General features: G+C 60.2%; 19 protein-coding genes. 11 read left to right on the top strand and 8 right to left on the bottom strand.

The genetic code is table 11. The features are described from left to right. The first annotated feature begins 10 nt into the window (after positions 1-10). The 4 genes from ACR0JN_RS21050 to ACR0JN_RS21035 all read left to right on the top strand — a co-directional run bounded on the left by ACR0JN_RS21050 (position 11) and on the right by ACR0JN_RS21035 (position 4668). Positions 11-1186, top strand: a complete 1176-nt coding sequence (locus ACR0JN_RS21050; RefSeq protein WP_480888445.1) for an L-rhamnonate dehydratase — start codon at positions 11-13, stop codon at positions 1184-1186. Between the two features lie 3 nt (positions 1187-1189). Continuing rightward, entirely contained in the window at positions 1190-2098 is a 909-nt protein-coding gene (locus tag ACR0JN_RS21045) for a dihydrodipicolinate synthase family protein (protein ID WP_480888444.1), read from the top strand. 1 nt (position 2099) lies between these two features. Then, positions 2100-3602, top strand: coding sequence for an aldehyde dehydrogenase (NADP(+)) (locus ACR0JN_RS21040; protein ID WP_480888443.1), 1503 nt, complete (start codon positions 2100-2102; stop codon positions 3600-3602). A gap of 136 nt (positions 3603-3738) precedes the next feature. Further along, positions 3739-4668, top strand: a complete 930-nt coding sequence (locus ACR0JN_RS21035; RefSeq protein WP_480888442.1) for an SMP-30/gluconolactonase/LRE family protein — start codon at positions 3739-3741, stop codon at positions 4666-4668. Between the two features lie 53 nt (positions 4669-4721). Here ACR0JN_RS21035 and ACR0JN_RS21030 read toward each other — a convergent pair whose 3' ends face one another. The 5 genes from ACR0JN_RS21030 to ACR0JN_RS21010 all read right to left on the bottom strand — a co-directional run bounded on the left by ACR0JN_RS21030 (position 4722) and on the right by ACR0JN_RS21010 (position 12501). Beyond that, positions 4722-6263 (bottom strand): sensor histidine kinase, encoded by a 1542-nt coding sequence (locus tag ACR0JN_RS21030; protein ID WP_480888440.1) that lies wholly within the window; start codon positions 6261-6263, stop codon positions 4722-4724. Next, positions 6260-6952: a response regulator transcription factor gene (locus ACR0JN_RS21025; protein ID WP_480888438.1), complete on the bottom strand. Its 693-nt coding sequence runs from the start codon at positions 6950-6952 to the stop codon at positions 6260-6262. The genes ACR0JN_RS21030 and ACR0JN_RS21025 overlap by 4 nt, the downstream gene beginning before the upstream one ends. 2 nt (positions 6953-6954) lie before the next feature. Continuing rightward, positions 6955-8532: a DUF4153 domain-containing protein gene (locus tag ACR0JN_RS21020; RefSeq protein WP_480888436.1), complete on the bottom strand. Its 1578-nt coding sequence runs from the start codon at positions 8530-8532 to the stop codon at positions 6955-6957. A 164-nt stretch (positions 8533-8696) separates the two neighbouring features. Next, positions 8697-10112, bottom strand: a complete 1416-nt coding sequence (locus tag ACR0JN_RS21015) for an RtcB family protein (RefSeq protein WP_480888435.1) — start codon at positions 10110-10112, stop codon at positions 8697-8699. An 832-nt stretch (positions 10113-10944) separates the two neighbouring features. After that, positions 10945-12501, bottom strand: coding sequence for a vWA domain-containing protein (locus ACR0JN_RS21010; protein ID WP_480888433.1), 1557 nt, complete (start codon positions 12499-12501; stop codon positions 10945-10947). 173 nt (positions 12502-12674) lie between these two features. On the opposite strand from ACR0JN_RS21010, the gene rtcR reads away from it, so the two are divergent. Beyond that, entirely contained in the window at positions 12675-14237 is a 1563-nt protein-coding gene (gene rtcR, locus ACR0JN_RS21005; RefSeq protein WP_480888431.1) for an RNA repair transcriptional activator RtcR, read from the top strand. A 14-nt stretch (positions 14238-14251) separates the two neighbouring features. Here rtcR and ACR0JN_RS21000 read toward each other — a convergent pair whose 3' ends face one another. The 3 genes from ACR0JN_RS21000 to ACR0JN_RS20990 form a co-directional block, all read right to left on the bottom strand. Beyond that, positions 14252-15037: an MBL fold metallo-hydrolase gene (locus ACR0JN_RS21000; RefSeq protein ID WP_480888429.1), complete on the bottom strand. Its 786-nt coding sequence runs from the start codon at positions 15035-15037 to the stop codon at positions 14252-14254. Between the two features lie 236 nt (positions 15038-15273). After that, positions 15274-15756: a protein tyrosine phosphatase family protein gene (locus tag ACR0JN_RS20995; protein ID WP_480888428.1), complete on the bottom strand. Its 483-nt coding sequence runs from the start codon at positions 15754-15756 to the stop codon at positions 15274-15276. A gap of 16 nt (positions 15757-15772) precedes the next feature. Continuing rightward, positions 15773-16027, bottom strand: a complete 255-nt coding sequence (locus tag ACR0JN_RS20990) for a DUF1272 domain-containing protein (RefSeq protein ID WP_480888427.1) — start codon at positions 16025-16027, stop codon at positions 15773-15775. A 62-nt stretch (positions 16028-16089) separates the two neighbouring features. Here ACR0JN_RS20990 and ACR0JN_RS20985 point away from each other — a divergent pair, with 62 nt between their 5' ends. From ACR0JN_RS20985 to ACR0JN_RS20960, 6 genes are all read left to right on the top strand, one after another. After that, entirely contained in the window at positions 16090-17115 is a 1026-nt protein-coding gene (locus ACR0JN_RS20985) for a GlxA family transcriptional regulator (protein WP_480888426.1), read from the top strand. A gap of 315 nt (positions 17116-17430) precedes the next feature. Further along, positions 17431-18456, top strand: coding sequence for an ABC transporter ATP-binding protein (locus ACR0JN_RS20980; RefSeq protein ID WP_480888424.1), 1026 nt, complete (start codon positions 17431-17433; stop codon positions 18454-18456). Continuing rightward, positions 18444-19541 (top strand): ABC transporter ATP-binding protein, encoded by a 1098-nt coding sequence (locus ACR0JN_RS20975; RefSeq protein ID WP_480888423.1) that lies wholly within the window; start codon positions 18444-18446, stop codon positions 19539-19541. The genes ACR0JN_RS20980 and ACR0JN_RS20975 overlap by 13 nt, the downstream gene beginning before the upstream one ends. Continuing rightward, positions 19538-21049, top strand: coding sequence for an ABC transporter substrate-binding protein (locus tag ACR0JN_RS20970; protein ID WP_480888422.1), 1512 nt, complete (start codon positions 19538-19540; stop codon positions 21047-21049). Before ACR0JN_RS20975 ends, ACR0JN_RS20970 begins: the two co-directional genes overlap by 4 nt. A gap of 63 nt (positions 21050-21112) precedes the next feature. Continuing rightward, entirely contained in the window at positions 21113-22057 is a 945-nt protein-coding gene (locus ACR0JN_RS20965; protein ID WP_480888421.1) for an ABC transporter permease, read from the top strand. Position 22058: 1 nt separating this feature from the next. Further along, positions 22059-22922 carry an ABC transporter permease gene (locus ACR0JN_RS20960; RefSeq protein ID WP_480818902.1) on the top strand — a complete coding sequence of 288 codons (864 nt, stop codon included), beginning with the start codon at positions 22059-22061 and terminating at the stop codon, positions 22920-22922. The last annotated feature ends 2 nt before the right edge of the window (positions 22923-22924 follow it).

Here is a 22924-nt window from a genome sequence, read left to right as displayed (position 1 = left end):
GAGGACAAAGATGACCAAGATCAAATCCGTACGCACCCGCGTCTGGAACTGGACCGGACCGACCGTTCCGCCCACCGGCAATTTCTGCACCAATGCCTCGGACGCGCTCTATGAAAAGGGCGATGCGATGTCGTCCTTCCGCTTCCACCAATGGCTGACCTGCGAGATCGAGACCGAGGACGGCACCGTCGGCATCGGCAACGCGGCCCTCGCGCCCTCGGTCGTCAAAGCGGCCATCGACGAATGGTTTGCCCCGCTGGTGATCGGCGAGGACCCGTTCGACTACGCTTACCTGTGGGAAAAGATGTACCGCCGCAGCCATGCCTGGGGGCGCAAGGGGATCGGGATGATCGCGATTTCCGCTGTTGATCTGGCGATCTGGGACCTGATGGGCAAGCTGGCGGGCAAACCGGTGTTCAAACTGTTGGGCGGGCGCACCAAAGAGAAGATCCCGGTCTATTACTCCAAGCTCTATTCCGGCCCCGTCGACGTGATGCAGGCCGAGGCCGCCGAGGCGCAAAAGAACGGCTATTCCGCCTACAAGATGCGGTTCGGCTGGGGGCCCAAGGACGGCATGGCGGGGATGCGCGAGAACCTCAAACGGGTTGAAGCGGTGCGCGAGGTCATCGGCTATGACGTCGATCTGATGGTTGAATGCTACATGGGCTGGAACCTCGATTACACCAAGCGGATGCTGCCCAAGCTGGTCAAATACGAACCCCGCTGGCTGGAAGAGCCTGTGATCGCCGATGATGTCGAGGGCTACCGCGAGCTGAACGCGATGAACATCATCCCGATTTCGGGCGGGGAGCACGAATTCTCGATCATCGGCTGCAAGGACCTGATCGAGAAAAAGGCCGTTTCCGTCCTGCAATATGACACCAACCGCGTGGGCGGCATCACCGCCGCGCAAAAGATCAATGCGATTGCCGAGGCGTTTCAGGTGCCCGTGATCCCCCATGCAGGCCAGATGCACAACTATCACCTGACCATGGCCAACGCGAATTGCATGATCAGCGAATACTTCCCCGTCTTCGATGTCGAGGTCGGCAATGAGCTGTTCTACTACATCTTCGAAGGCGACCCCGAGGCTGTGGACGGGTTCCTTGATCTGGACGACACCAAGCCCGGTCTGGGGATCGAGATCACGGACAAACACCTGAAACACTTTGAGATTACGGAGTAATCCATGACCTATACCGGTATCTGGCCCGTTGCGCCGACACCGTTCCACGATGATGGATCGCTTGACCTTGAGGGCATGAAGCGCGTTCTGGATTGCCTGATCGATCAGGGCGCGGATGGCATCTGCGTGCTGGCCAATTTCTCGGAACAGTTCCTGATCTCGGACGAGGAACGCGCGATCCTGACCCGGCTGAGCCTTGAGCATGTCGCGGGCCGTGTGCCGATGATCGTGACGATCAGCCATTTCGCCACCCAGATCGCGGTGGAACGGGCGCAATTCGCCAAGGACTTGGGCGCGGACATCGTGATGATGATGCCGCCCTATCACGGGGCGCTGCTGAAGGGGAACGCGCAGCAGACCTATGATCAGTTAGCTGCCGTGGGTCAGGTCGGCATCCCGATCATGGTGCAAGATGCGCCCTTGTCTGGCGTCGATCTGCCGGTACCCCTGCTGGTGCGCATGGCGCAAGAGATCGAGATGGTGAAGCTGTTCAAGATCGAATGCCCCCGCGCGGCCAACAAGCTGCGGGCGCTGATCGCCGAAGGCGGCGACGCGATTGAAGCGCCCTTTGATGGCGAAGAAGGCATCACCCTGCTGGCCGATCTGGATGCGGGGGCCACGGGGTCGATGACCTCGGGCATGATTGTCGACCAGATCAAGCCGGTAATCACGCATCACCTTGCGGGCCGCGTGGACGAGGCAACCGCCGCCTATGGCCGTGTCGCGATGGTGATCAACCATGAAAACCGCCAATGCGGCTGGCAATCCTGCAAGGCCGCGATGGTCGAAGGGGGCGTCATCGGCTCGGACTTCTGCCGCCATCCGATCGACCCGCTGCAACCGGCCATTCGCGACCGGTTGATAGACCTTTTGAAACCGCTGGACCCGATGGTCCTGAGATGGGGAAGATAACATGATCCTTGGACAAAACCTGATCGACGGCACCTGGGTCGGGTCAGACAACCTGCGCGCCTCTGACGACCTTGACGGCCAAAGCTTTGCCCAGGCCACCGCCGCGCAAGTGGACCAAGCCTGCCGCGCGGCCCGCCGCGATTTCCGCGCCTATTCCGGCAAACCGCGAAGCGAACGTGCCGCGTTTCTGCGCACGATTGCCGACCAGATGGATGTGCTGGGCGATGAGATCACCCAAACCGGCATGGCCGAAACCGGCCTGCCCGAGGTTCGTCTGGTGGGCGAACGCGGACGCACGACAGGCCAGTTGCGCATGTTCGCCGATCTGATCGAAGAGACCGGGTATCTCGATACCCGCATAGTTGGCGCACTTCCTGACAGGACGCCACTCCCCCGTCCTGATCTGCGCCTGACGCACAAAGCCATCGGCCCTGTGGCCGTCTTTGGGGCGTCGAATTTCCCGCTCGCCTTTTCCACGGCGGGCGGGGATACCGCTTCGGCTTTGGCCGCAGGCTGCCCGGTGATCGTCAAGGGTCATAGCGCCCATGCGGGCACAGCGGAACTGGTGGCGCAGGCCATCGCGAAGGCCATCGAGATCTGCGGCATGCCTACGGGCACCTTCCAGATCGTGCAAGGGTCAGGGCGCGAGGTCGGCTCGGCCCTTGTGCAGCACCCGGAAATCACAGCCGTCGGCTTTACCGGATCGCTGGCCGGGGGTCGGGCGCTTTATGATCTGTGCCATGCGCGCCCGCAGCCGATCCCGTTTTATGGCGAGCTTGGATCAGTCAATCCGATGTTCTGCCTACCTCAGGCGATGGGCACCCGCGCGGCTGAGATCGGCGCGGGCTGGGCGGCGTCGCTGACCATGGGGGCCGGGCAGTTCTGCACCAATCCCGGCGTGGCCGTCATGGTCAAGGGGCCGGATGCCGATGCCTTGGAAGCGGCCTGCGTTGCGGCCCTGAATGACACGGCCGAGCAGAAGATGCTGACCGACGGCATTCACGGCGCCTACGAACAGGGCGTCCGCGCCTTCCGCGATTTGATGGCCGAGGTCACATCCTGTGGCGCGGCCACCGGCAAACGCGCGGCCCTGCCTGCGCTGTTCAAGGTCAGCGCGGCTGAGTGGATGGCCAACCCCAAGCTGCAGCATGAGGTCTTTGGCGCGGCGGGTATCATCGTCTTGTGCGAAGACACCGACCAGATGAAGGCTCTGTCCGAGGGGTTGGAGGGTCAACTGACCCTGACCCTGCACATGGATGACAGCGATACCGCACTGGCCCGCGACCTGATGCCGATCCTTGAAGAAAAAGCCGGTCGCCTTCTGGTCAACGGCTTCCCGACAGGGGTCGAGGTCTGCTCGGCCATGATGCATGGCGGGCCATATCCGGCCAGCACCGATGTCCGCGCGACATCCGTGGGAACGCTGGGCATTGTCCGCTGGCTGCGCCCGGTCAGCTATCAGAACATGCCCGAAACCCTGTTGCCGGACGAACTGAAAGGCTGAGGTACCCCCCAGATAAAAGAACGGCCATTGGCCCATTGACCCGGAACCGGGCCACGATGCGGGCCAAGCCTTGCTGGGAAGCAACGGGCATATGAGATTGGGTGCGATCAGCCCCCTTAAACAAAGGAGCGGAGTGATGTTTGGTGTACTGGATGGCACAGGGTTCGAAGTCATCGAAAAAGAATTCGAGGCCTGTTTCATCGGCCATGCCCGGGTCGAGCGTCTGTGGACCGGCGCGCGCTGGTCAGAAGGGCCGGCGTGGTTCGCAGCCGGTCGATATCTGGTCTGGTCGGACATTCCCAACAACCGCCTGATGCGGTGGGATGACACGGATGGCACGGTCTCGGTATTTCGCCAGCCCTCGAACAACGCCAACGGCAATACGGTTGACCGCCAAGGGCGGCTGGTGTCCTGCGAACATCTGACCAGACGGGTGACCCGCACCGAACATGACGGGTCAATTACCGTTCTGGCCGATGCGTGGCAGGGCAAACGGCTGAATTCCCCCAATGATGTGGTGGTGAAATCCGATGGCTCGGTCTGGTTCACCGATCCGTCCTACGGCATCATGATGGATTATGAAGGCGAGCGCGCAGACAGCGAAATCGGTGCCTGCCATGTCTATCGCATCGATCCTGACACGACCGAAGTCACCGCCGTCGCGACCGACTTTGTAAAACCCAATGGTCTGGCCTTTTCGCCGGACGAGAGCAGCCTTTTCATATCCGATACAGGTGTCACGCATGACCCCGACGGGCCCGCGCACATTCGCAAGTTCAGCGTATCGAGCAGCGGAAAAACTCTGTCAGGGGGTGAGGTCTTTGCAAACTGTTCTGCAGGCTTGTTTGACGGCTTCAGACCCGACCGGCACGGCCGCATCTGGAGCTCAGCCGCCGATGGCATTCACTGCCTCAACCCGCAAGGAGATTTGATCGGCAAAGTGCATATTCCCGAGATGGTTGGAAATGTGAGTTTCGGCGGTGCCAAACTGAACCGCTTGTTTGCGGCGGGAACAAGCAGCCTCTACGCGATTTATCTGAATGTGAACGGTGTGTCCCCGGTTTGATCTCATCTGTGGCTCGAGTTTGTTGAAAGGCAGCCGCGTCTTTAAAGACCGCGCTACAAATGGCTATGGCCGGTGCGGTCGAAGACGATGTGAAACGAAACGCCTTGCGGGCTGCTCTGGAAGTCGATTTTGCCGTTCGAGGCCTCAACCACTGATTTCACGATATTCAGCCCCATACCTGTGCCCCCGTCATCGCGTCGGGTCGTGAAAAACGGCGTGAAAACTTTGTCGAGATTGCCTTCGCTGATGCCTTTGCCGTTGTCCGTCACGGTCAGGGTTACCGAACCAGCGTCATCGGTGCAGTCCAGCAAGACGCGGGTTGCCCCGTGCTGGCTGGCGTTTCCCACCAGGTGAGACAGAATGATCAACAAAGCGTCGCGGCCCACGGGAACTTTGGCATCGTTCCGCCCGATCCCGACACCGGCCTGAGGGAAAGAGGACCGGATCTCGGCAAGAACATCCATCAGATCGGTTTCACCGCCGTCGAGCTTTTGATCAGCCAGGCTGTATTCCCGCATTTTCGCCAACAGGGTCTCCATCCGGTCAATGTCGCGCGCGACATTTGCCAGAAACCGCTGGCGTTGATCCTCCGGCATATCGCCGTCTCTGAGCAGTTCCAGCGCCCCTTTGGCCGCCGTCATCGGCGACTTGAGCTCATGAGTGACATGGGCGGTGTACGACCTGAGCGCGTCTTGCTGGGTTTGCAACCGTTCCGTCAGGGATTGGAAACTGTCGCTGAGGTTTTCAATCTCCCGGGTGCCCAGATGGTCGATGGGTTGCCATGTCCAGCGCCGGGTATCGGACGCCGACATGTGGCGGATAAGGCTATGGATAGGGCGGGTGATGAAGCGCCAGAACAGAAAGCCGACAAGCGCCGTTGCCAGCAGCACGAACAGGCCCGCCCGGGCCAGATTAAGACGCTCGCCATAGAGAAACCGAAAGATGTGGTTCGGTGTTCGGCTGATATAGACCGCGCCGATAAGCTCACCATCCAGCGTGGCGGGCATGGCCACAAAGATCCGAACGCGGGTCCCTCGGCTAAAATCGTACAGGAACGGCTCTGGTTTCGAACGGATACGCATGCGGGCGACGGACGCGGTCTGTCCCTGCAATGCCATAGCGACTTCATCCACATGGGCCAGTGACAGACCGACCTCGGCGCTGCCGCCGATCACGTTTCCGGACGGATCGAGAAACCTGTAGCCTGCCAGTGTTCCGATTTGGGACAGATCGGCGATCCGGGACAGGCGTTCGCCGACCGCATCATAGATTGGGTCGGGGGTTTCAGTGATTGTCCGGGCATCAGGGCGCGGAGGTAAGATCGTGCTCTCGCTCAATGAAAGGGACGGGAAAAGCGGTGCCAAATCTTCGGGAATGACAGGCTTGCTGTGGCCCTGTGCTGTCTCGGCATAGGTTTCGGCATAGAGAGCGGACATGATGGACGCCTGCGAAAGCAGGCTTTCCTCGGCCTGTTGGACAAGCTGGTTGGCATAGAATTTGAACAGCAGCAGCCCAGCGAAAGGCAGGCAGAGAACCACGCCCAGCACCGCCACCAAAACCAGCCACAATCGGGGCCGCCATTTGCGGCGTTTCACCGGCACAACCCCATGCGCAGGCCGACCCCATGCACCGTGACGATACCGCTTTCGCATCCCGCGTCAGCCAGCTTTTTGCGGATGTTGCGGATATGGCTGTCGATGGTGCGGTCCGAGACATGGACATTGCCGCCATAGGTCGCGTCGATGATAGATTGCCGGGAACTGACGATCTCGGGCCGTTTCATGAGATGGGCCAGCAGCGTCATTTCGGATGCGGTGAGGTCGAGTTTCGTTTCCTTGAACCAGCAGGCGTGGCGCGCGGCGTCCAGCCGCAACTGGCCGTGCTCCAGCGCGATTCCGGGGTTTGTGTCTTGCGGGTTTGGGCGGCTGCGTTTCAGGATCGCCTTGGTTCTTGCCACCAGTTCTCGGGGGCTGAACGGCTTTGTCACATAATCGTCGCCGCCAATTTCAAGCCCAAGCACCCGGTCGATCTCGTCGTCTCTTGCGGTCAGGAACACGATCGGGACTTCCGAGGATTTCCGAATGTTCCGGCAGACCTCAAGCCCGTCCATTTCGGGCAGGCCAATGTCGAGGACAATCAGGTCAAACGGAGTTCTGGCAACCATTTGCAACGCGGTTGCCCCATCTGCCGCAAAACTGACGTGGTAACCGGCCTTTTCCAGGGCAAAGCCGATCACCTCGCGGATGTTCTGATCGTCGTCGACGGCGAGAATCCTATTCGGCATTACTAAACTGGCTCTTGGGCATTTGCGTCAAGATAGACCTCTAGCCGCCAGCGACGGAACCCCCATTCTCGCCAATCGGAAATCGGATCCAGCCACGGACGAAGATAGGGGCTGCACGCCTGTCCTCCTGTTTCGGTTTCGAAAGCAATGATGACCGGGAGCGCCTGTTCCCCCAGTTGGCACATATACTGCGGATCAAAGCGGCCCAGTTCCGGCCGAGAGGCGAAATTGTAGGCTGCGATCAGGTAGGCAAAATTCACAAAGCAGCAGATATATAGCGTTGCCCCTACGGTGATCAGGTTGGATCGGATCAGCCAGCCGATCCCCTTGTTCCGGGCCATCATGAAGACGATCAGACCCAGACCGACAAACACCAGACCCATCCAGATGAAGGCTCGGACACGAAGATAGGTCAGGGAATAGACATCGACATAAAGCTGCAGCCGAAAGGCGGCGGTGAGCACCAGAAACAGGGTTTGGCCCAGCCAAAGATACATCAGGGCGCGCAGCATCGGGTGGCCTTCAATCATCCTGTGCGATGCGATCGCAAAGATCCCGGCCAGCAGGGCGGTTAAGACCAGCGGATAGGCTCCGCGATGGGCGTATTCCGCATAGGTCATTCCCGCTGGCAAGGCCGCCCCGCCGGACAGCACGCCGATATCCAGCGTCGTCTGCACCAGGAACATTGCGTTGAACAGAACCAGCGCATTGCGAACGGATGCGGGGTTGAACAGGTCATTGCTGCGCTGGCGTGTTTGCTGTTGCCGTGTGCGCCCGACCGCAACCGGCCCGACCCAGGCACCCTGCAGGTGCAGATAGGGCCAGATCAATGACGCGGCCACCAGCCAGAACACAAACCTAAAGGCGTAATCCGCGTCGATAAAATCAAGCGATGCAACATGTTGCAAAGCGCGATCCAGAAGGGGATTGGCCGAGGTCAGAAGCAGCAGGAAAACCAGCCCGACACCGGCTGGCATAATCAAGGCCATGATATTCTTTCTGAAGTCAGACCCGGGTTTGAATTCCGTGACGTCCCGAACGACCTTCACGGGCAAAATCGCGGCCCCGACAGAGGACACGCGCAGCATTAGCCAGAGCGCCTGCCACCATGTGACGAACCGGTCATAGGCGACCCAGACAGTGATCGCGACGATCCCGAGGCCTGCAAAAAACAGCGAAAGCGGTTGCAGCAGTTCGATGACAGGCAGGTTGAGCGCGATCTCGGCGCTCATCCAGAGCAGCCATTCTTTCCGCGTCGCACCGGTTTTCTTCGAGGCCAGGATTATTGCACAAAACGCCATGGCAAAAACCGCAACGGACACGCCCGGGCCTTTCTCCCAGAACAGCCAATCCGCCAGCAGGACCAGAAGCAGAAGAACGGGCACCGTGAACGGGCGCGCACTTTCGCGGATCTCAACCGGGCTGTCAGGAGGGCCCGCACTTTCCGCCCCGTTCGGCGTTGCCGCCGTCAGCCACCATCCATCCTGTTTGATGCGCGAGGGCACCCCTCTGATAACCAATTGCTGTTCCATACGCCCCTCGGCCTGTTGATTGCTCAGGACGGAGGATGGACAAGACATGTGCATTCCAAGGCCCCAAGGTCCTTAGAGCGTCAGGTCATTTCGTGCATGATTTGTGCAGATCGAACCGGAACAGCCGCGACGATCTTATGTCGCGGCTGCCAACACGAAGTTTTCTGTGCTGCAGGGTTCGGAGATTGTGTTGCCGGGGCCGTCGGCGGATTTCACCGACGCCCCTTCTTCTTGTTTTTCCAGAACGGCGGCACATCTCCGGCCATGATGCAGCCGTAAGGATCGATATAGTCCTCGATCTCGGCCAGATCATAGGACTTGATCTGCGCCACGACACTGTCTGCGCTTTTGTAGCTGGACGGCAGTTCAGAGGCATCGACTCCACCCGCATGAAAGCGGATGTCCAGACCCTCGGTTTCTGCCTTCAGCATCTGATCCGGTGTCACCGACCCCATCCGGCGCTTGTGCTCGGACCGTGAAAAGTTCCGCCCCGCGCCGTGCGGGCTGAAGCCCAGACCGTGGCCGGCATCCTTGCCGCGCACCACCAGAACCGGTTCCGACATGTTCAGCGGGATCAGAGTCAGACCTGTTGCATCCGCCGCGTAATCGCCCCAGGCCGGGGTTGCGCCCTTGCCGTGATAGAACAGATCACCCCGTTTGAAGACGGAGTTATGCTCGTTCCAGAACCGCTCACCCACATCGCCCACCCGCGCAGCCTCGACCGTGGCCTGATGGATCGCGTTATGGTTGGCCTTGGTCCATTTCCGGATCAGTTGCAGCGCTTCCCAATAGTTGCGACCCTCTTCGGTATCTGCCGGAATCCAGGCGTTCTGCTTGGATGTCTGCGGCGACAGCGCCTTGCGGAACCGCTCGGCCACGGCCATGCCGTTCTTGTACAGAACCGCCCCCGGCCCGCGCGAACCATGATGGGTCACAATCGCCGTCCGTCCGGTCTTGCGCGAGCGTCCCACAAACAGGAAATGGTTCCCGTCGCCTTGCGTCCCCATATGCTCCTGCGCCATGCGCAGCGATTTGGGATTGTCCAGAAACGGGTTCTCGCGGAACGCGTCCAGCAGTTTCAGCGAGGTTGTGAACCGCTTGCCCTGCGCCCGCCCGCCCGGGCCGAAATGGGTCACCGACTGCGCGGCATCCAGCACCGTCTTAGGGTCCGCATCCCCCAGATCGGTGATCATGACCGAGCAACAGATATCCGCCGAGTGCATCCCCGGATGGATCGCATTGCGCGCCGCCGCCACGCCACCGACCGGGATCGTTCCAACCGGACCCGCCGGACAGGCATCCGGCATGATCGCCCCGGCCTCAATCGTCGGTGTCCGCATCAGGGCCGTCATCGTCTCGCGCACTTTTGAGACGTTGTCTTCCTCATCGGGGTCGCCCGCGTCGATGTTCTCGTGAAATGCGATCTCTCCGGGCGCGCGCAGGTCCAGCGTGGGCGGGATCGGAGGGATCTCGCCCTCCAGCTCCTGCCGGATGCGTACCAGACCGAACCCTTCGGCCCGCATCTCATTCGCGCGCGCCAACAGGGCCGGGAAGTGCTTGCCGGGGCGATGCCCCCAGTCTTTCAGATGTTCCCCGGTCACGGGGTCAAATGTGTTTTCTTTAGTCATCTTCGTCTACTCGCGTTCCCAAATTGGATGGGCGACAAAATGTTCGCAAACCGATATTTTCCGCCACCGGATTGCTCCGGGCTGGGTTCGAACCAGCACAACATGGGTATCCATGTCTCCCTTTCGGGCGCGTCTACCAGTAGGTCAGCGGGCATTCGCCCAACTTTTCATTGGCCCCGGCGACAAGGGGTGAAGAAACAATCGGGAGGCCCGCCCCGCATCTGAATGGGCAGATGCGTTTGCCGTCTGGGCGCCGGCACGGAGGGGAGTTGAACCCGCTCGACCTGTCCCTGTTGAGCCATGTAGTTCCTTCGGCATTCGCCGGGGGTGTCCTTTCGTTTTGGGTCTCGACGACAAGAATTTGGTGAAACGCCTGCTCTACCTGACTGAGCTACATCGCAATGCGATAGCGGGATTCGAACCCGCGACACGGAGATTAACAATCTGTAGTTCCACCGGCATTCGCCGAGATTTGTCCTTTTGTTCGGGTCAGGCAGACAAGAGGTGATGAGACAGCGCCCTTTAACGGGCGCGGATCGTTAACAGCGATGTAGTCCCACCGGCATTCTGCCTGATGTTGTTCGGGTCCCGGCGACAAGGCGGTCGTGTTTGCGTGCAAACCACGACCAAGGTGAAACAGCTTCACTGAGCTACGCGCATTGCGCGGCGAGAGTTGAACCCGCGACCTCCGGCCTGCTGACCGGCGCTCTATCCTGTAGTTCCACCAGCATTCGCCGGGAAAAATCTGTGTGGGTCAGGCGGACAAATCTGTTTGTGAGACGGTGACATTACCTAAAAATGTAGTCCCACAGGCATTCCGCCTGACCCGGTTTCATATTTCGATCTTCTCGATCTCGCCGACCCAGTGATCCGGGCCGGTCTGACCGGCAGCAAACGCCGCGATCTGGTCAAAGACCGCATCCGAGAAGCCGCCGACATTCAGCACGTCTGCGCGCGTCTGCGCCTGCGTGGTCCCGTATGGGGCGATGTCGATGCAGACCAGTTTGGCCTTCGGGTTGCGACGCTTGATCACCTCCCATTCCTTCAACATCGCCGTCCCCTGACCGCCAGCGCGGGCGTCCACCCACGACTGGTTGTCAGACACGAACACCACCAGATCCGGCGCGCGACCACGTTTGTTCAGCCAGGCCAGCGGTGCGGAACAGTTCGTCCCGCCCCCCGCAAGCGCCGCCAGACGCTCGGCATTGGTCAGGATCGTGTCGCGCGGCTGCAGACGTACGTCACGCACGTTGAAGTCGAACGGCAACACCTGACACCCGCGGTTCACCCGTTGGAAAGACGCCGCCACCAGCGCCGCCACATCCACGTGGCGCACAGCCGAGGTTGCCCCCGGACGATACCCGGTCACGGCCCAGGTCATCGAGCCCGACACGTCCGGGCACACGACAACCTGACCCGAGACCTGCGGCACGTTCTGCACCGCGATCTCCATCGCGTCGTGCAGGGCATCGACGATCTCGCGCGGCATCTCGCCGTTCACGTTCTGCGCTGCCACCATCAACTGGTACGGAAACGCACGCGCCTTGGCGATCGCCTGCGGGTCGCGCAGCAAGGCCGCCACATGATCCACGTTCCGGGTCACGTTGAAAACGCCGTGGCGCTGGAACGTGTTCAGGTTCTGCCGCACCATCTGCCACGACCCCTTGCGCGCAATCCGTGCCCAATGCTCGGGCGACAGCTCCAGCTGCGTCAGCATCTGGAACGGCACATCCGGCACCGGACCCTTGCCGGTCTCGCGAAACGCAATCCAGTCCCGCAGGGCCTGTGGCAGCCGTGCCAGATTGCACGGCCGCCCGACGATCCAGGCAAACAGCGCCTCGCGCTCGGCCGAGGCCGGTTTCGGATGCACCATCTTGATCACGTCCGCCAATGACGGGTCATTCCCGATATTGGCGTTCAGCAGCGCCCGATCAGACGCGGTGTTCAACCAGGTCTGCACCATTGCTTTCGGTGCAGACCCAAGCGATTTCCGCCCCGTCTGACCCGACCGGATGACCTGCACAAAAGTGCGCAGCATCTTGCCGTTATCGATCACCTGGGCGAACGCCGCCCGGAACAGAACCGGGTCACGCCGGGCCAGAATGGCCAGCAGAACCGCAGGCATATCCTTCATGTATCCCGACTGGCGGGCATAGATCGCGGCCTGTGCCAGAAAGCGCGGCGCGACGGCTTCGGCCACATCCAGAACGTATTCCAGTTCCTCTTGCGGCGACTGATAGAACATGCCCCCGAAAGTGCCGGTCACGGCGACCTGAGCCAGAGCATGGGCATCGGAATAAGCGTAGGCCGGTGCGCCATGGGCGTTCTTTGCAGTTGCCTTCGGCAGCAACCGGCCTTTGATCGATGCAAACACGGATTTGTTCGCCATTTCCTTGTCCTCGTTTGTTTGTGAGGATGTTTTGCCATGGCGGCGGTGGGGATCAGAGGAAAATCTGTTACTGCTTTAACCATCTGATTATAATGTAAAATAATCCATATTGATGAAATTGATATCTGACGATACGATACAAAATAATCGTCTTTTATAAATATTGATATGTCATGCAAAATGTCGTCATCGGATTCCTGGGCACGCAGTTGGATATGGGCAAGAAACGGCGCTGGAAGCCGACGCCCAGTCTGACCATTCATGACGATTTCAATGTCGACCGGCTGGAACTGCTGCACGACCACAAGTTCAATCGCCTTGCCCATCAGGTCAAACGTGAGATCGAAGAGCTGTCACCCGAAACCGAGGTGCTGCTCCACCGCATGGACCTGGCTGACCCCTGGGATTTTCAGGAAGTCTATGGCAAGCTGTTCGACTTTGCCCGGGCCTATGGGTTCGACGAAGAGCGCGAGCAATACCACGTCCACCTGACCACAGGCACCCATGTGGCGCAGATCTGCTGGTTCCTGCTGACCGAAAGCCGCCACATCCCTGCGCGGCTGATCCAGACGGGACCACCGGGCCCGGATGAAAAAACACCGAAATTCGACATCATTGATCTGGACCTGAGTCGTTACAACGCGCTGCAGCAGCGGTTCGACCAGCTTTCGCGCGAATACAGCGATCAACTGAAGGGCGGGATCGAAACGCGCAATCCGGCCTATAATGCCTTGATCGACCGGATTGAATTGGTCGCCAGCAATTCCGACGAACCCATCCTGCTTTTGGGTGAAACAGGCACCGGCAAAACCGAACTGGCCGAGCGAATTCATAGCCTCAAACTGGATCGACGGCGCGTAAAAGGTCGTCTGGTCCATGTGAACTGCGCGACATTGAACGGACCGAACGCTATGGCGACCCTGTTTGGTCAGCGTCGTTCCTACCTTGGGGCGGCAGGGACCGAGCGCAGCGGGTTGTTGCGCGAAGCGGATGGCGGTGTTCTGTTTCTGGATGACGTGGACGAGTTGAACCCCAACATGCAGTCGGTACTGCTGCACGCGATCGAAACCGGGCGGTTCTACCCGCTGGGGGCTGACCACGAAATCTCAAGCCGGTTTCATCTGATTGCCGGAGCCAACCGCGATTTGCGCAGCTTGACGGCGTCGGGGCAGTTTCGCCCCGATCTTCTGGCCCGGCTGAACACGTGGAGTTTCACCTTGCCTGCGCTGCGCAACCGCATCCAGGATATCGAGGCAAATCTTCTGTATGAGCTGGATCGCTGCGAGCGGGATTTGGGCACTCATGTTGGTTTCAACACTGATGCGCGCGCCCAATATCTGGACTTTGCCAAAGACCCGGCTACCCAGTGGCCGGGAAACTTCCGCGACTTTTCGGGATCAATCCGCAGGTTGTGCACGCTTGCGCCTCGGGGCCGCATCACCCGGGCGATGGTGGCCTCTGAAATTGAGGCACTTCGAATGGACTGGAAATCCGCCCAGTCCAATGATGACTTCCGGCTGGTCGCAGAGGTGATGGGCGACGGAGCGTCCGAGGTTGATCCGTTTGACCTTGTGCAACTGGCCGAGGTGATCCGGGTCTGCCGAACGTCCTCAAGCCTGAGCGCCGCAGGACGCGTCTTGTTCGCTGTGTCGCGCAGCAAGCGCAAGACCCAGAACGACGCGGACCGGTTGAGAAAATACCTGGGCAAGTTCGGGCTGGAATGGGGTGCGATCTGATCAAGAAGGCGGGTTCATTCTTTCCAACGAAACCGGTTACCTTCTGCATTCACATACCCCAAAGAGGGCAAGGCAAAATGCGATCCCAAAACCATGCAACTGGTTTCGGAGCAATGTTCGAGCAATAACCGCCGGGATGTAACCGCCCGATCTGCATCTGCATCGAATTTGAAATGCCAATCGGGATACTGACACTGAGCAGAGATGTGCAGCGCATCGCCGGTGATGACCGCCTCATGGCCGCGGCTTTTCACAAGGATTGAAACATGGCCCGGCGTATGTCCTGGCGTCGGGAACAATGTCACATGATCCCCCAACTGGTGCCCGGCTTCCACCAGTTCCACCTGACCGGCCTCGACAACCGGCAAAACGCTTTCGACATAGGCGTTGCTACGCCGCAAACGCTGTGTTTCTTCGTCATCTTTGGGCATAAGGTAACGCGCGTTCGGAAAAGTTGGCACCCAACGGCCATCTTCCATCTGCGTGTTCCAGCCAATGTGGTCCACATGAAGATGTGTGCAAAGCACATAGTCGATCTCAGGCGTGCTGACTCCTGCGGCTTTTAACGCGGCCATGAACCGCCCGTCTGACCGTTGATGCCAGTCTGAGTAATCCGGGTTGTTCTTGTCATTGCCGACACAGCTATCCACCAGAATATTGTGCGACGGCGTTTTCAGTAAGAACCCTTGTATGGGCAGGATCAGCCGCCCGGATCTGGCATCGATGCTGCCTGGGACCAGATCTTCGATGACCGTTCGGACATCCGGCCCCGCATCGGGAAACAATTCTTCCGGTGTCATGAACGGAGCATGAATTTCAAGAATCCGCCAAACCTCAACTTCGCCAATCCTGCAGAGCATCGTTTTCGATCCTGTGTTCAAATGGGTATGGGGCGACACTCGGTCTTTTGGGCGGGTGTCACAAGGGTTTTGGCTTCCCATCCGCCGGTCGATTTTGCCGGTCAGTTCCGCTACGCGCAGTTGATTGCTTTCAGGAAACGACCGCGTCGCGCCAAGGCAGGTACCAGGATACGCAGTCAATAATCCTCACCGGCGTACCGATTGGGCCGACCCTGCGCATCTTCGCTGCCGATAAAGGTGGCCCAATCTGAACCCGGGCGCCAGATGCTTTCCATATTCTCGAAAGCATCCGAAATCGACATGCCATGCCCGTCCTTGGCATAGCGATAAAAGAAAGCACTGACCCGCGCATTATAGATGCAGTGGACGTGGATTTTTGCGCCCGGATATTCAGCCAGCGCTTCCTTGAACGCCTGATAATCGGCATCCGTCGGGTTTTGGAAATCGACCGGGATATAAGTGTATTCCATGCTAAGGTCAGCGACCGTGGCAGGTTCGTCAACCAGCGCGCCTTTGCCCTGATGATGAATGCCCAGATTCACAACATGCGTCACCCCGAGGGATTTAAGCTCGGCCATCTGCGCCTCATTCGGCTGCCCTGATGTGGTGATCGAAGCGTTGATGCGCCGCCAGTTCAGGATGTGATTCAGTTCTGTCATCGATGCCCCCCTCGCGTTAGGCGTGCAGGTCTGCACACGCAGCATGTGCTTTGGTGAAACGCTTTGCAGAACCCGGAAACCGGGCCAGTTTATCCGCCGGGCGCACTGGCCGTGGTACAAAATTGCCACCGCAATTCGGGCAGGTGTTGGCAAATCGCTTCTCGGCACAGTCAACACAGAACGTGCATTCAAAAGAGCAAATGCGCGCCTTCGGTGATGCGGGCGGCAGGTCCGTGTCGCAGCATTCGCAATTCGGTTTCAAGATCAGCATGTCGACGCCTCCGTAGAACGTGCTTGTAGACTACTCGGTTTTCTTTTGGCAGAAATGCCAACATGGCTGCAAAAACCGCCAAATCGAGTCCCGCGAAAAGCGAACCAAGGCTGGTCGTCTTTGTTGTGTACCCCGACATCGTTCTGTTGGACCTTGTCGGCCCGCTGCAGGTATTCTCTCACGCCCTGAATTCTGCGACAAAACACAATGGATACGAGTGTGTCGTCGTGTCCGTCGATGGCGGCCTGATCGAGACGAACACCGTGGTCTCCATTCCCAGCGACCCCATGTCCAGCTTGGCGTACCGATCCGTGCACACATTGGTGGTCGTCGGTGGCGACGGGGCCATTCCCGGTATGCGCGATGCCAAGCTCGTCTCAGGGGTAAAAGCGCTTGCCGAAAGGGCGCAACGGATAAGTTCGGTCTGTTCCGGTGCACTAGTGCTGGCGGCGACCGGGTTGCTGAACGGAAAACGTGCTGTAACACATTGGGACGACTGCAAGATGCTTGCAGATGAGTTTCCTGACGTGCATGTCGAACTTGATCCCATCTTCATAAAGGATGGCCGCTTGTGGACATCCGCCGGGATCACGGCTGGCATCGATATGGCGTTGGCGATCGTGTCCGAAGATCTGGGGCGAACATCTGCCCTGAGCGTGGCCCGCTCGATGGTTGCGCAGATGGTTCGTTCCGGTGGCCAGTCCCAATACAGTCCAGCATTGGGGAGACAGGTAAGTGATGGCATGGGACGTTTCGAGGCGCTGCACGCATGGATTTTGGAAAACCTGGCTGCGGAGCTATCCGTTGAAGTGCTGGCCTCAAAGGCTGGAATGAGCGCTCGCAACTTCTACCGTGTTTATTCCGAAGTGATGGGAACCACGCCTGCCAAGGCGGTTGCCGCGATGCGGATAGAAAGGGCGCAGGACCTTTTGGAAACGACCCGCAGAAGTGTGAAGCGCATCGCCTGTCTTTGTGGGTTCGGCAACGAAGATCGCATGCGGCGCGCATTCCTGCGGGCGAGGAAAGTGACGCCGTCGGAATATCGCCGGAACTTTCAGTCAGCGAATTCGCCGGATCAATCCCGGTAGCGTACAAGGTGCTTTGAAGACGCAGGCGACGGAAACGCGTAAATGGCCGCCCTGATCGTGAGATTTCACCTGCCTCTGCAATCGCAAGTGCGTCTTCCCACTCAATCCAAGAGATCGGGCCGAAACGTCAATCTTAGTGTGACCATGCAAATGCCGAATTGCACCCCATAACCCGCCGCATAACCTGTGCCCAAAGCTTAGGCACGCGCAGCCGATATAGGGTTGTGACACCAAAAAAGCTGTGGCCATGCGTTGACAAGCCGTTTCCAAAGATGCAACCAATTGCGTATTGGTTGTAGATAAAGGTTACGATCCGTGCCTGACCAAAGCCCCAGTGCCACGTCCGACTCGCAAGGTGCGATCCTGAAGTTATCGGGTTTCAGCCTGTTGTTTCGCGGTCAGCCCGCCCCGGCAGTGGACGGGCTGGACCTGACGGTGTCCGCTGGCGAAACCCTGTGCATCGTGGGCGAATCCGGGTGCGGCAAGTCGGTGACCGCCATGGCACTGATGGGGCTGCTGCCGCGCGACATCATCGACATCCCCTCGGGCCGGTTGGAGTTCGAGGGCCGGGCCTATGACCTGCGTTCAGACCAGCTTGAGGCCGCAACGCGCGGCGACCGGATGGCGATGATCTTTCAGGAGCCGATGACCTCTCTCAACCCAGCGTTCCGGATCGGGGACCAGATCACCGAGGCCGTTCTGCATCACCGCAATTGCAGCCGGGCCGAGGCCGAGGAAAACGCGCTGACCATGCTGCGCCGGGTGGGCATCCCCGCGCCGGAGCAGCGTTTGGCCGAGTATCCGCACCAACTGTCGGGCGGTATGCGGCAGCGCGTGATGATCGCGATGGCGCTGATCAACAACCCGTCGCTTTTGATCGCGGATGAGCCGACAACGGCGCTGGATGTGACCATTCAGGCCCAGATCCTCGATCTGATCCGCACGCTTCAGGCGGAAACCGGGATGGGGGCTTTGTTCATCACCCATGATCTGGGCGTCGTGGCGGAAATCGCGACGAATGTGGCGGTGATGTATAGCGGGCAGATCGTTGAAAGCGGTCCGGTGGACGCGGTGTTCGACGATCCGCAGCACCCCTATACCATTGGCCTGATGAGCTCGGTCCCGCGGATGACCGGGGCGCGAGATCGGCTGATCACCGTGCCGGGAACGGTGCCGTCACTGGCCGATATGCCAAAAGGGTGCCGGTTTCGCACGCGCTGCCCCTTTGCCACCGATGACTGCGCCGAACGCCCGACCCTGTCCGAGATGGGGCAGGGGCATGCGGTCGCCTGCCACTATGCCCCGCTGGAGCAGCTCAAGGGGGTCCGATGCGCGATATAATCCTTGAGGCGCGGAACCTCACACGTCATTTCACGCTGGGCACCGGGCTTTTTGAACGCAAGACGGTGGTGCGCGCGGTTGATGGCGTTTCGCTGTCTGTGCGCACCGGTGAAACCTTTGCCATCGTTGGCGAATCCGGTTGCGGCAAGTCGACCCTTGCGCGGCTGCTGATGCGGCTGGATCGGCCGACCTCGGGTCAGGTCCTGTTTGACGGGCAAGAGGTTCAGGACCTCGCCCGCCGCGATATGGCCCCGCTGCGCCAGCAGATGCAATTCGTGTTTCAGGACCCGTTTTCCTCGCTCAATCCACGTATGACCGTGGGCAAGCTGGTTGGTGAACCGCTTGAGGTACACGCGCCGGAACTGGACGAGGCTGCGCGCCGTCAGAAGGTGGCCGCGCTTTTGGCGCAGGTCGGGCTGTTGCCAGACCACGCCAACCGTTATCCGCATGAATTCTCGGGCGGGCAGCGCCAGCGGATCGGCATCGCCCGCGCGCTGGCCTCGGGGCCGCGCCTGCTGATCGGGGACGAGCCCGTCTCGGCGCTGGATGTGTCGGTGCAGGCGCAGGTGGTCAATCTGCTGAACGATCTGAAACAGGATCTGGACCTGACGCTGGTGATCATCGCCCATGATCTGGCCGTGATCCGGCATATGAGCGACCGGATTGCCGTGATGTATCTGGGTCAGGTGGTCGAAACCGGCCCCGCCGATCAGGTCTTCGAACAGCCACGTCATCCCTACACGCACGCTTTGTTGTCGGCGATCCCGGAACCCGAACCTGGCCGGGAACGCGATCACATGGCGCTGACCGGGGAAACGCCCAGCCCGTTCGCGCCGCCCGCAGGGTGCCGGTTTCACACCCGCTGTCCCTTTGCAAAGGGTGATTGCCGCACCCAAGCCCCGGTTCTGAGTGACGCCAGCCCGGATCATCAAGTCGCCTGTCATCACTGGAAAACCATACCAGAGGCCGGAAAACCGGCCCCGCCCCGACGCCGCAGCGCCGGAGCAGAAGAGCGGTTCGCGCTGTATCGCGCGGCTGTCCAAACGCCCCAGACTTCTGCCAAACACAGAGAGGAAACATCATGAAGGTCTTCAAAACCGGTCTGCTGGCCGGACTACTCGGAGCCACCGCGCTGAGCGCTCAAGCCGCTGACCTGCGCATCGCCCTGCAATCGGATGCGGATGTGCTGGACCCGGACCAGTCGCGTACCTTCGTGGGGCGCATCGTCTATGCCTCGCTCTGCGACAAGCTGGTCGATATCACCCCCGATCTGGAACTGATCCCACAACTGGCCACCGGCTGGGAATGGAGCGAGGACGGCAAGGCGCTGACCATGTCACTGCGCGAAGGCGTGGTGTTCCATGACGGAACGCCCTTCAACGCGCAGGCCGTGGCCGACAATATCGACCGCTCGCAAAACCTTGAGGAATCGCGCCGCAAATCCGAGCTGAAATCGGTCACCGGCGTCGATGTGGTCGATGACTACACCGTTCGCTTCAACATGGCCGCGCCCGACGCGACCTTGCTGGCGCAATTCGCGGACCGATCCGGCATGATGGTCTCGCCCACTGCCGCCAAGGCGGCAGGCGCGGATTTCGGCTTGAACCCGGTCTGTTCCGGCCCGTTCAAGTTCAAGGAACGTGTGGCGCAGGACCGGATCGCGTTAGAGCGCTTCCCGGATTACTGGAATGCCGGTGAGATCCACTTCGACAGCGTCACCTTCCTGCCGATCCCCGATACAACCGTGCGTCTGGCGAACCTGCAATCAGGCGACATCGACATGCTCGAACGTCTGGCCGCAACCGATCTGACTCAGGCTGAAGGCGACGGTGACATCAACGTCGAAAGCGCGGTTTCGCTGGGATATCAGGGCATTACTATCAACGTGAACAACGGCGAAAAGGGCGACAACCCCTGGGGCAATGACAAACGCCTGCGTCAGGCGCTCAGCTACGCGCTGGACCGCGACGCGATCAACCAGGTGGTGTTCGAGGGCGCGTTTGCTCCGGGCAACCAGCCCTTCCCGCCAACGTCTCCGTGGTATGACGCCGACCACCCGGTGCCTGCGCGAGATGTGGACAAGGCCAAGGCGCTGTTGGCCGAGGCGGGATTCCCCGACGGGATCGATTTGGAGGTTCAGGTGCCCAACACCACCGTCCCGCTGCAGCTGATGCAGGTGGTTCAGGCCATGGCGGCCGAGGCCGGGATCAATATCGAGATCACGTCAAAGGAATTCGCCACACTGCTGGCTGATCAAAGCGCCGGTGACTATCAGGCCAGCCAGATCGGTTGGTCGGGCCGCGTGGACCCCGATGGCAATATCCACCAGTTCATGACCACTGGCGGCGGCATCAATGACAGCCACTATTCCGACCCGAAAGTGGACGAGATGCTGAACAACGCCCGCGCCTCGACCGATTTTGACGTGCGAAAGGCGGATTATGACAGCGCGCGGGACATTCTGGCCGAGGATATGCCCATCGTGTACCTGTATCACCAGACATGGATCTGGGCGCTGGATGATGGCCTCAAAGGCTTCACACCCTACCCGGACGGGATGATCCGTCTGGAAGGCGTGACGCTGGAGAAATAAGCCACCTGCGACCCGCCTGAACCTCCGGTCAGGCGGGTCGTTCTGCCCGAAAGCCCAGAGCCTATGCTATCCTTCATCCTGCGCCGCATCCTGATTGCGATCCCGACGATCCTGCTGATCTCGATCTTCGTGTTCAGCCTGCAAAAGCTGTTGCCCGGCGATCCGGTCCTTGCCATGGCGGGTGAGGAGCGCGACCCCGAAGTGCTGGAATTCCTGCGCGAGAAATACCGCCTGAACGACCCCATTCCGGTGCAATACCTGACATGGGTCGGGAATGCGCTGCAGGGTGATCTGGGCATTTCACTGCGCACCAATCAGCCGGTGACGGAACTGATTGCGGAAAAGCTGCCGGTGACGATTCAATTGGCGGTTATGGCAATCCTCTTCGCGCTGGTAATCGGGATACCGGCTGGCATTCTGTCGGCGGTGAAGAAAGGGACGGTCACCGATTACGTGGCCAATATCGTGGCGCTGTCCGGGCTGTCGATTCCGAATTTCTGGCTGGGGATCATGCTGATCCTGCTGGTCTCGGTAAAGCTCGACCTGTTGCCCGCCTCGGGATACGTGCCCCTGTCCGAGGACCCGGTGAAATCCATCACCACCATGCTGATGCCCGCCTTTGTACTGGGCACCGCGCTGGCCGCGACACTGATGCGGCATACACGCTCGGCCATGCTGGGTGTGCTGAAGTCCGACTATGTACGCACCGCTCGTGCCAAGGGTCTGCATGAACGCCGCGTGGTTCTGAAACACGCCTTCCGCAATGCGCTGACGCCGATTGTGACGCTCACGGCGCTGCTGTTTGGCGAGTTGATCGCGGGCGCGGTTCTGACCGAGCAGATCTTCACCATCCCCGGCTTTGGCAAGATGGTCGTCGATGCGGTGTTCAACCGCGATTACGCGGTGGTGCAGGGCATCGTGCTGGTGACTGCCGTGGGCTTCATCGTGATGAACCTGCTGGCCGATGTGGCCTATGTGCTGCTGAACCCCCGACTAAGGACCTCCTGACATGGCCCTGGCTGATCCCATCCTGTCGCGCCGCCCGGAAAGCCGGGTGTGGAAGAAATTCCGCACCCATAAAAGCGCCATGCTGGGGGGCGTGCTGGTCACGTTCTTCGTGCTGATCGCCCTTCTGGCCCCAATCCTGCCCGTGCCCGATCCGGCGGCCACCGATTGGGGCGCAGTGCGCAAACCGCCCACGGCGGCGCATCCGTTCGGCACCGATGAGATCGGGCGGGATGTGCTGTCGCGGATGATCTGGGGCGCGCAGGCATCGCTGCTGGCGGGGGTGGTCTCGGTCGGGATTGCTGTGTTGCTGGGCGTTCCGCTGGGCATCGTCGCGGGCTATTTCGGCGGCTGGATCGACGCCATCATCTCACGCTGTACCGAGGCGCTTCTGGCCGCGCCCTTCCTGATCCTCGCCATTGCGCTGGCGGCGTTTCTGGGGCCGTCCCTGACCAATGCGATGATTGCCATTGGCCTGTCGGCAACCCCCATCTTCATCCGCCTGACACGGGGGCAAGTGCTGTCGGTGCGGGCCGAAGATTACGTGACCTCGGCCCGGGCCATCGGTTTGCCGACCTCGAAAATCCTCAGCCGTTACATCTTTCCCAACGTGCTGCCGCCGGTGCTGGTACAGGCAACGCTGACCATAGCGACCGCCATCATCGCCGAAGCGTCGCTGTCCTTCCTTGGCCTTGGCCAGCAGCCGCCCGCGCCCAGTTGGGGCTCGATGCTGAACACCGCCAAGAACTTCCTCAGCCAGGCCCCGTGGATGGCCATGTGGCCGGGTATCGCGATCTTTTTGGTGGTGCTGGGCTTCAACCTTCTGGGCGACGGGCTGCGCGATGCGCTGGACCCGCGCGAACACTGATT

The organism is Ruegeria sp. G12 (assembly GCF_056533565.1).
Note: the sequence above shows the minus strand (reverse complement) of the source record. Positions and strands in the feature narration are given on the sequence as shown.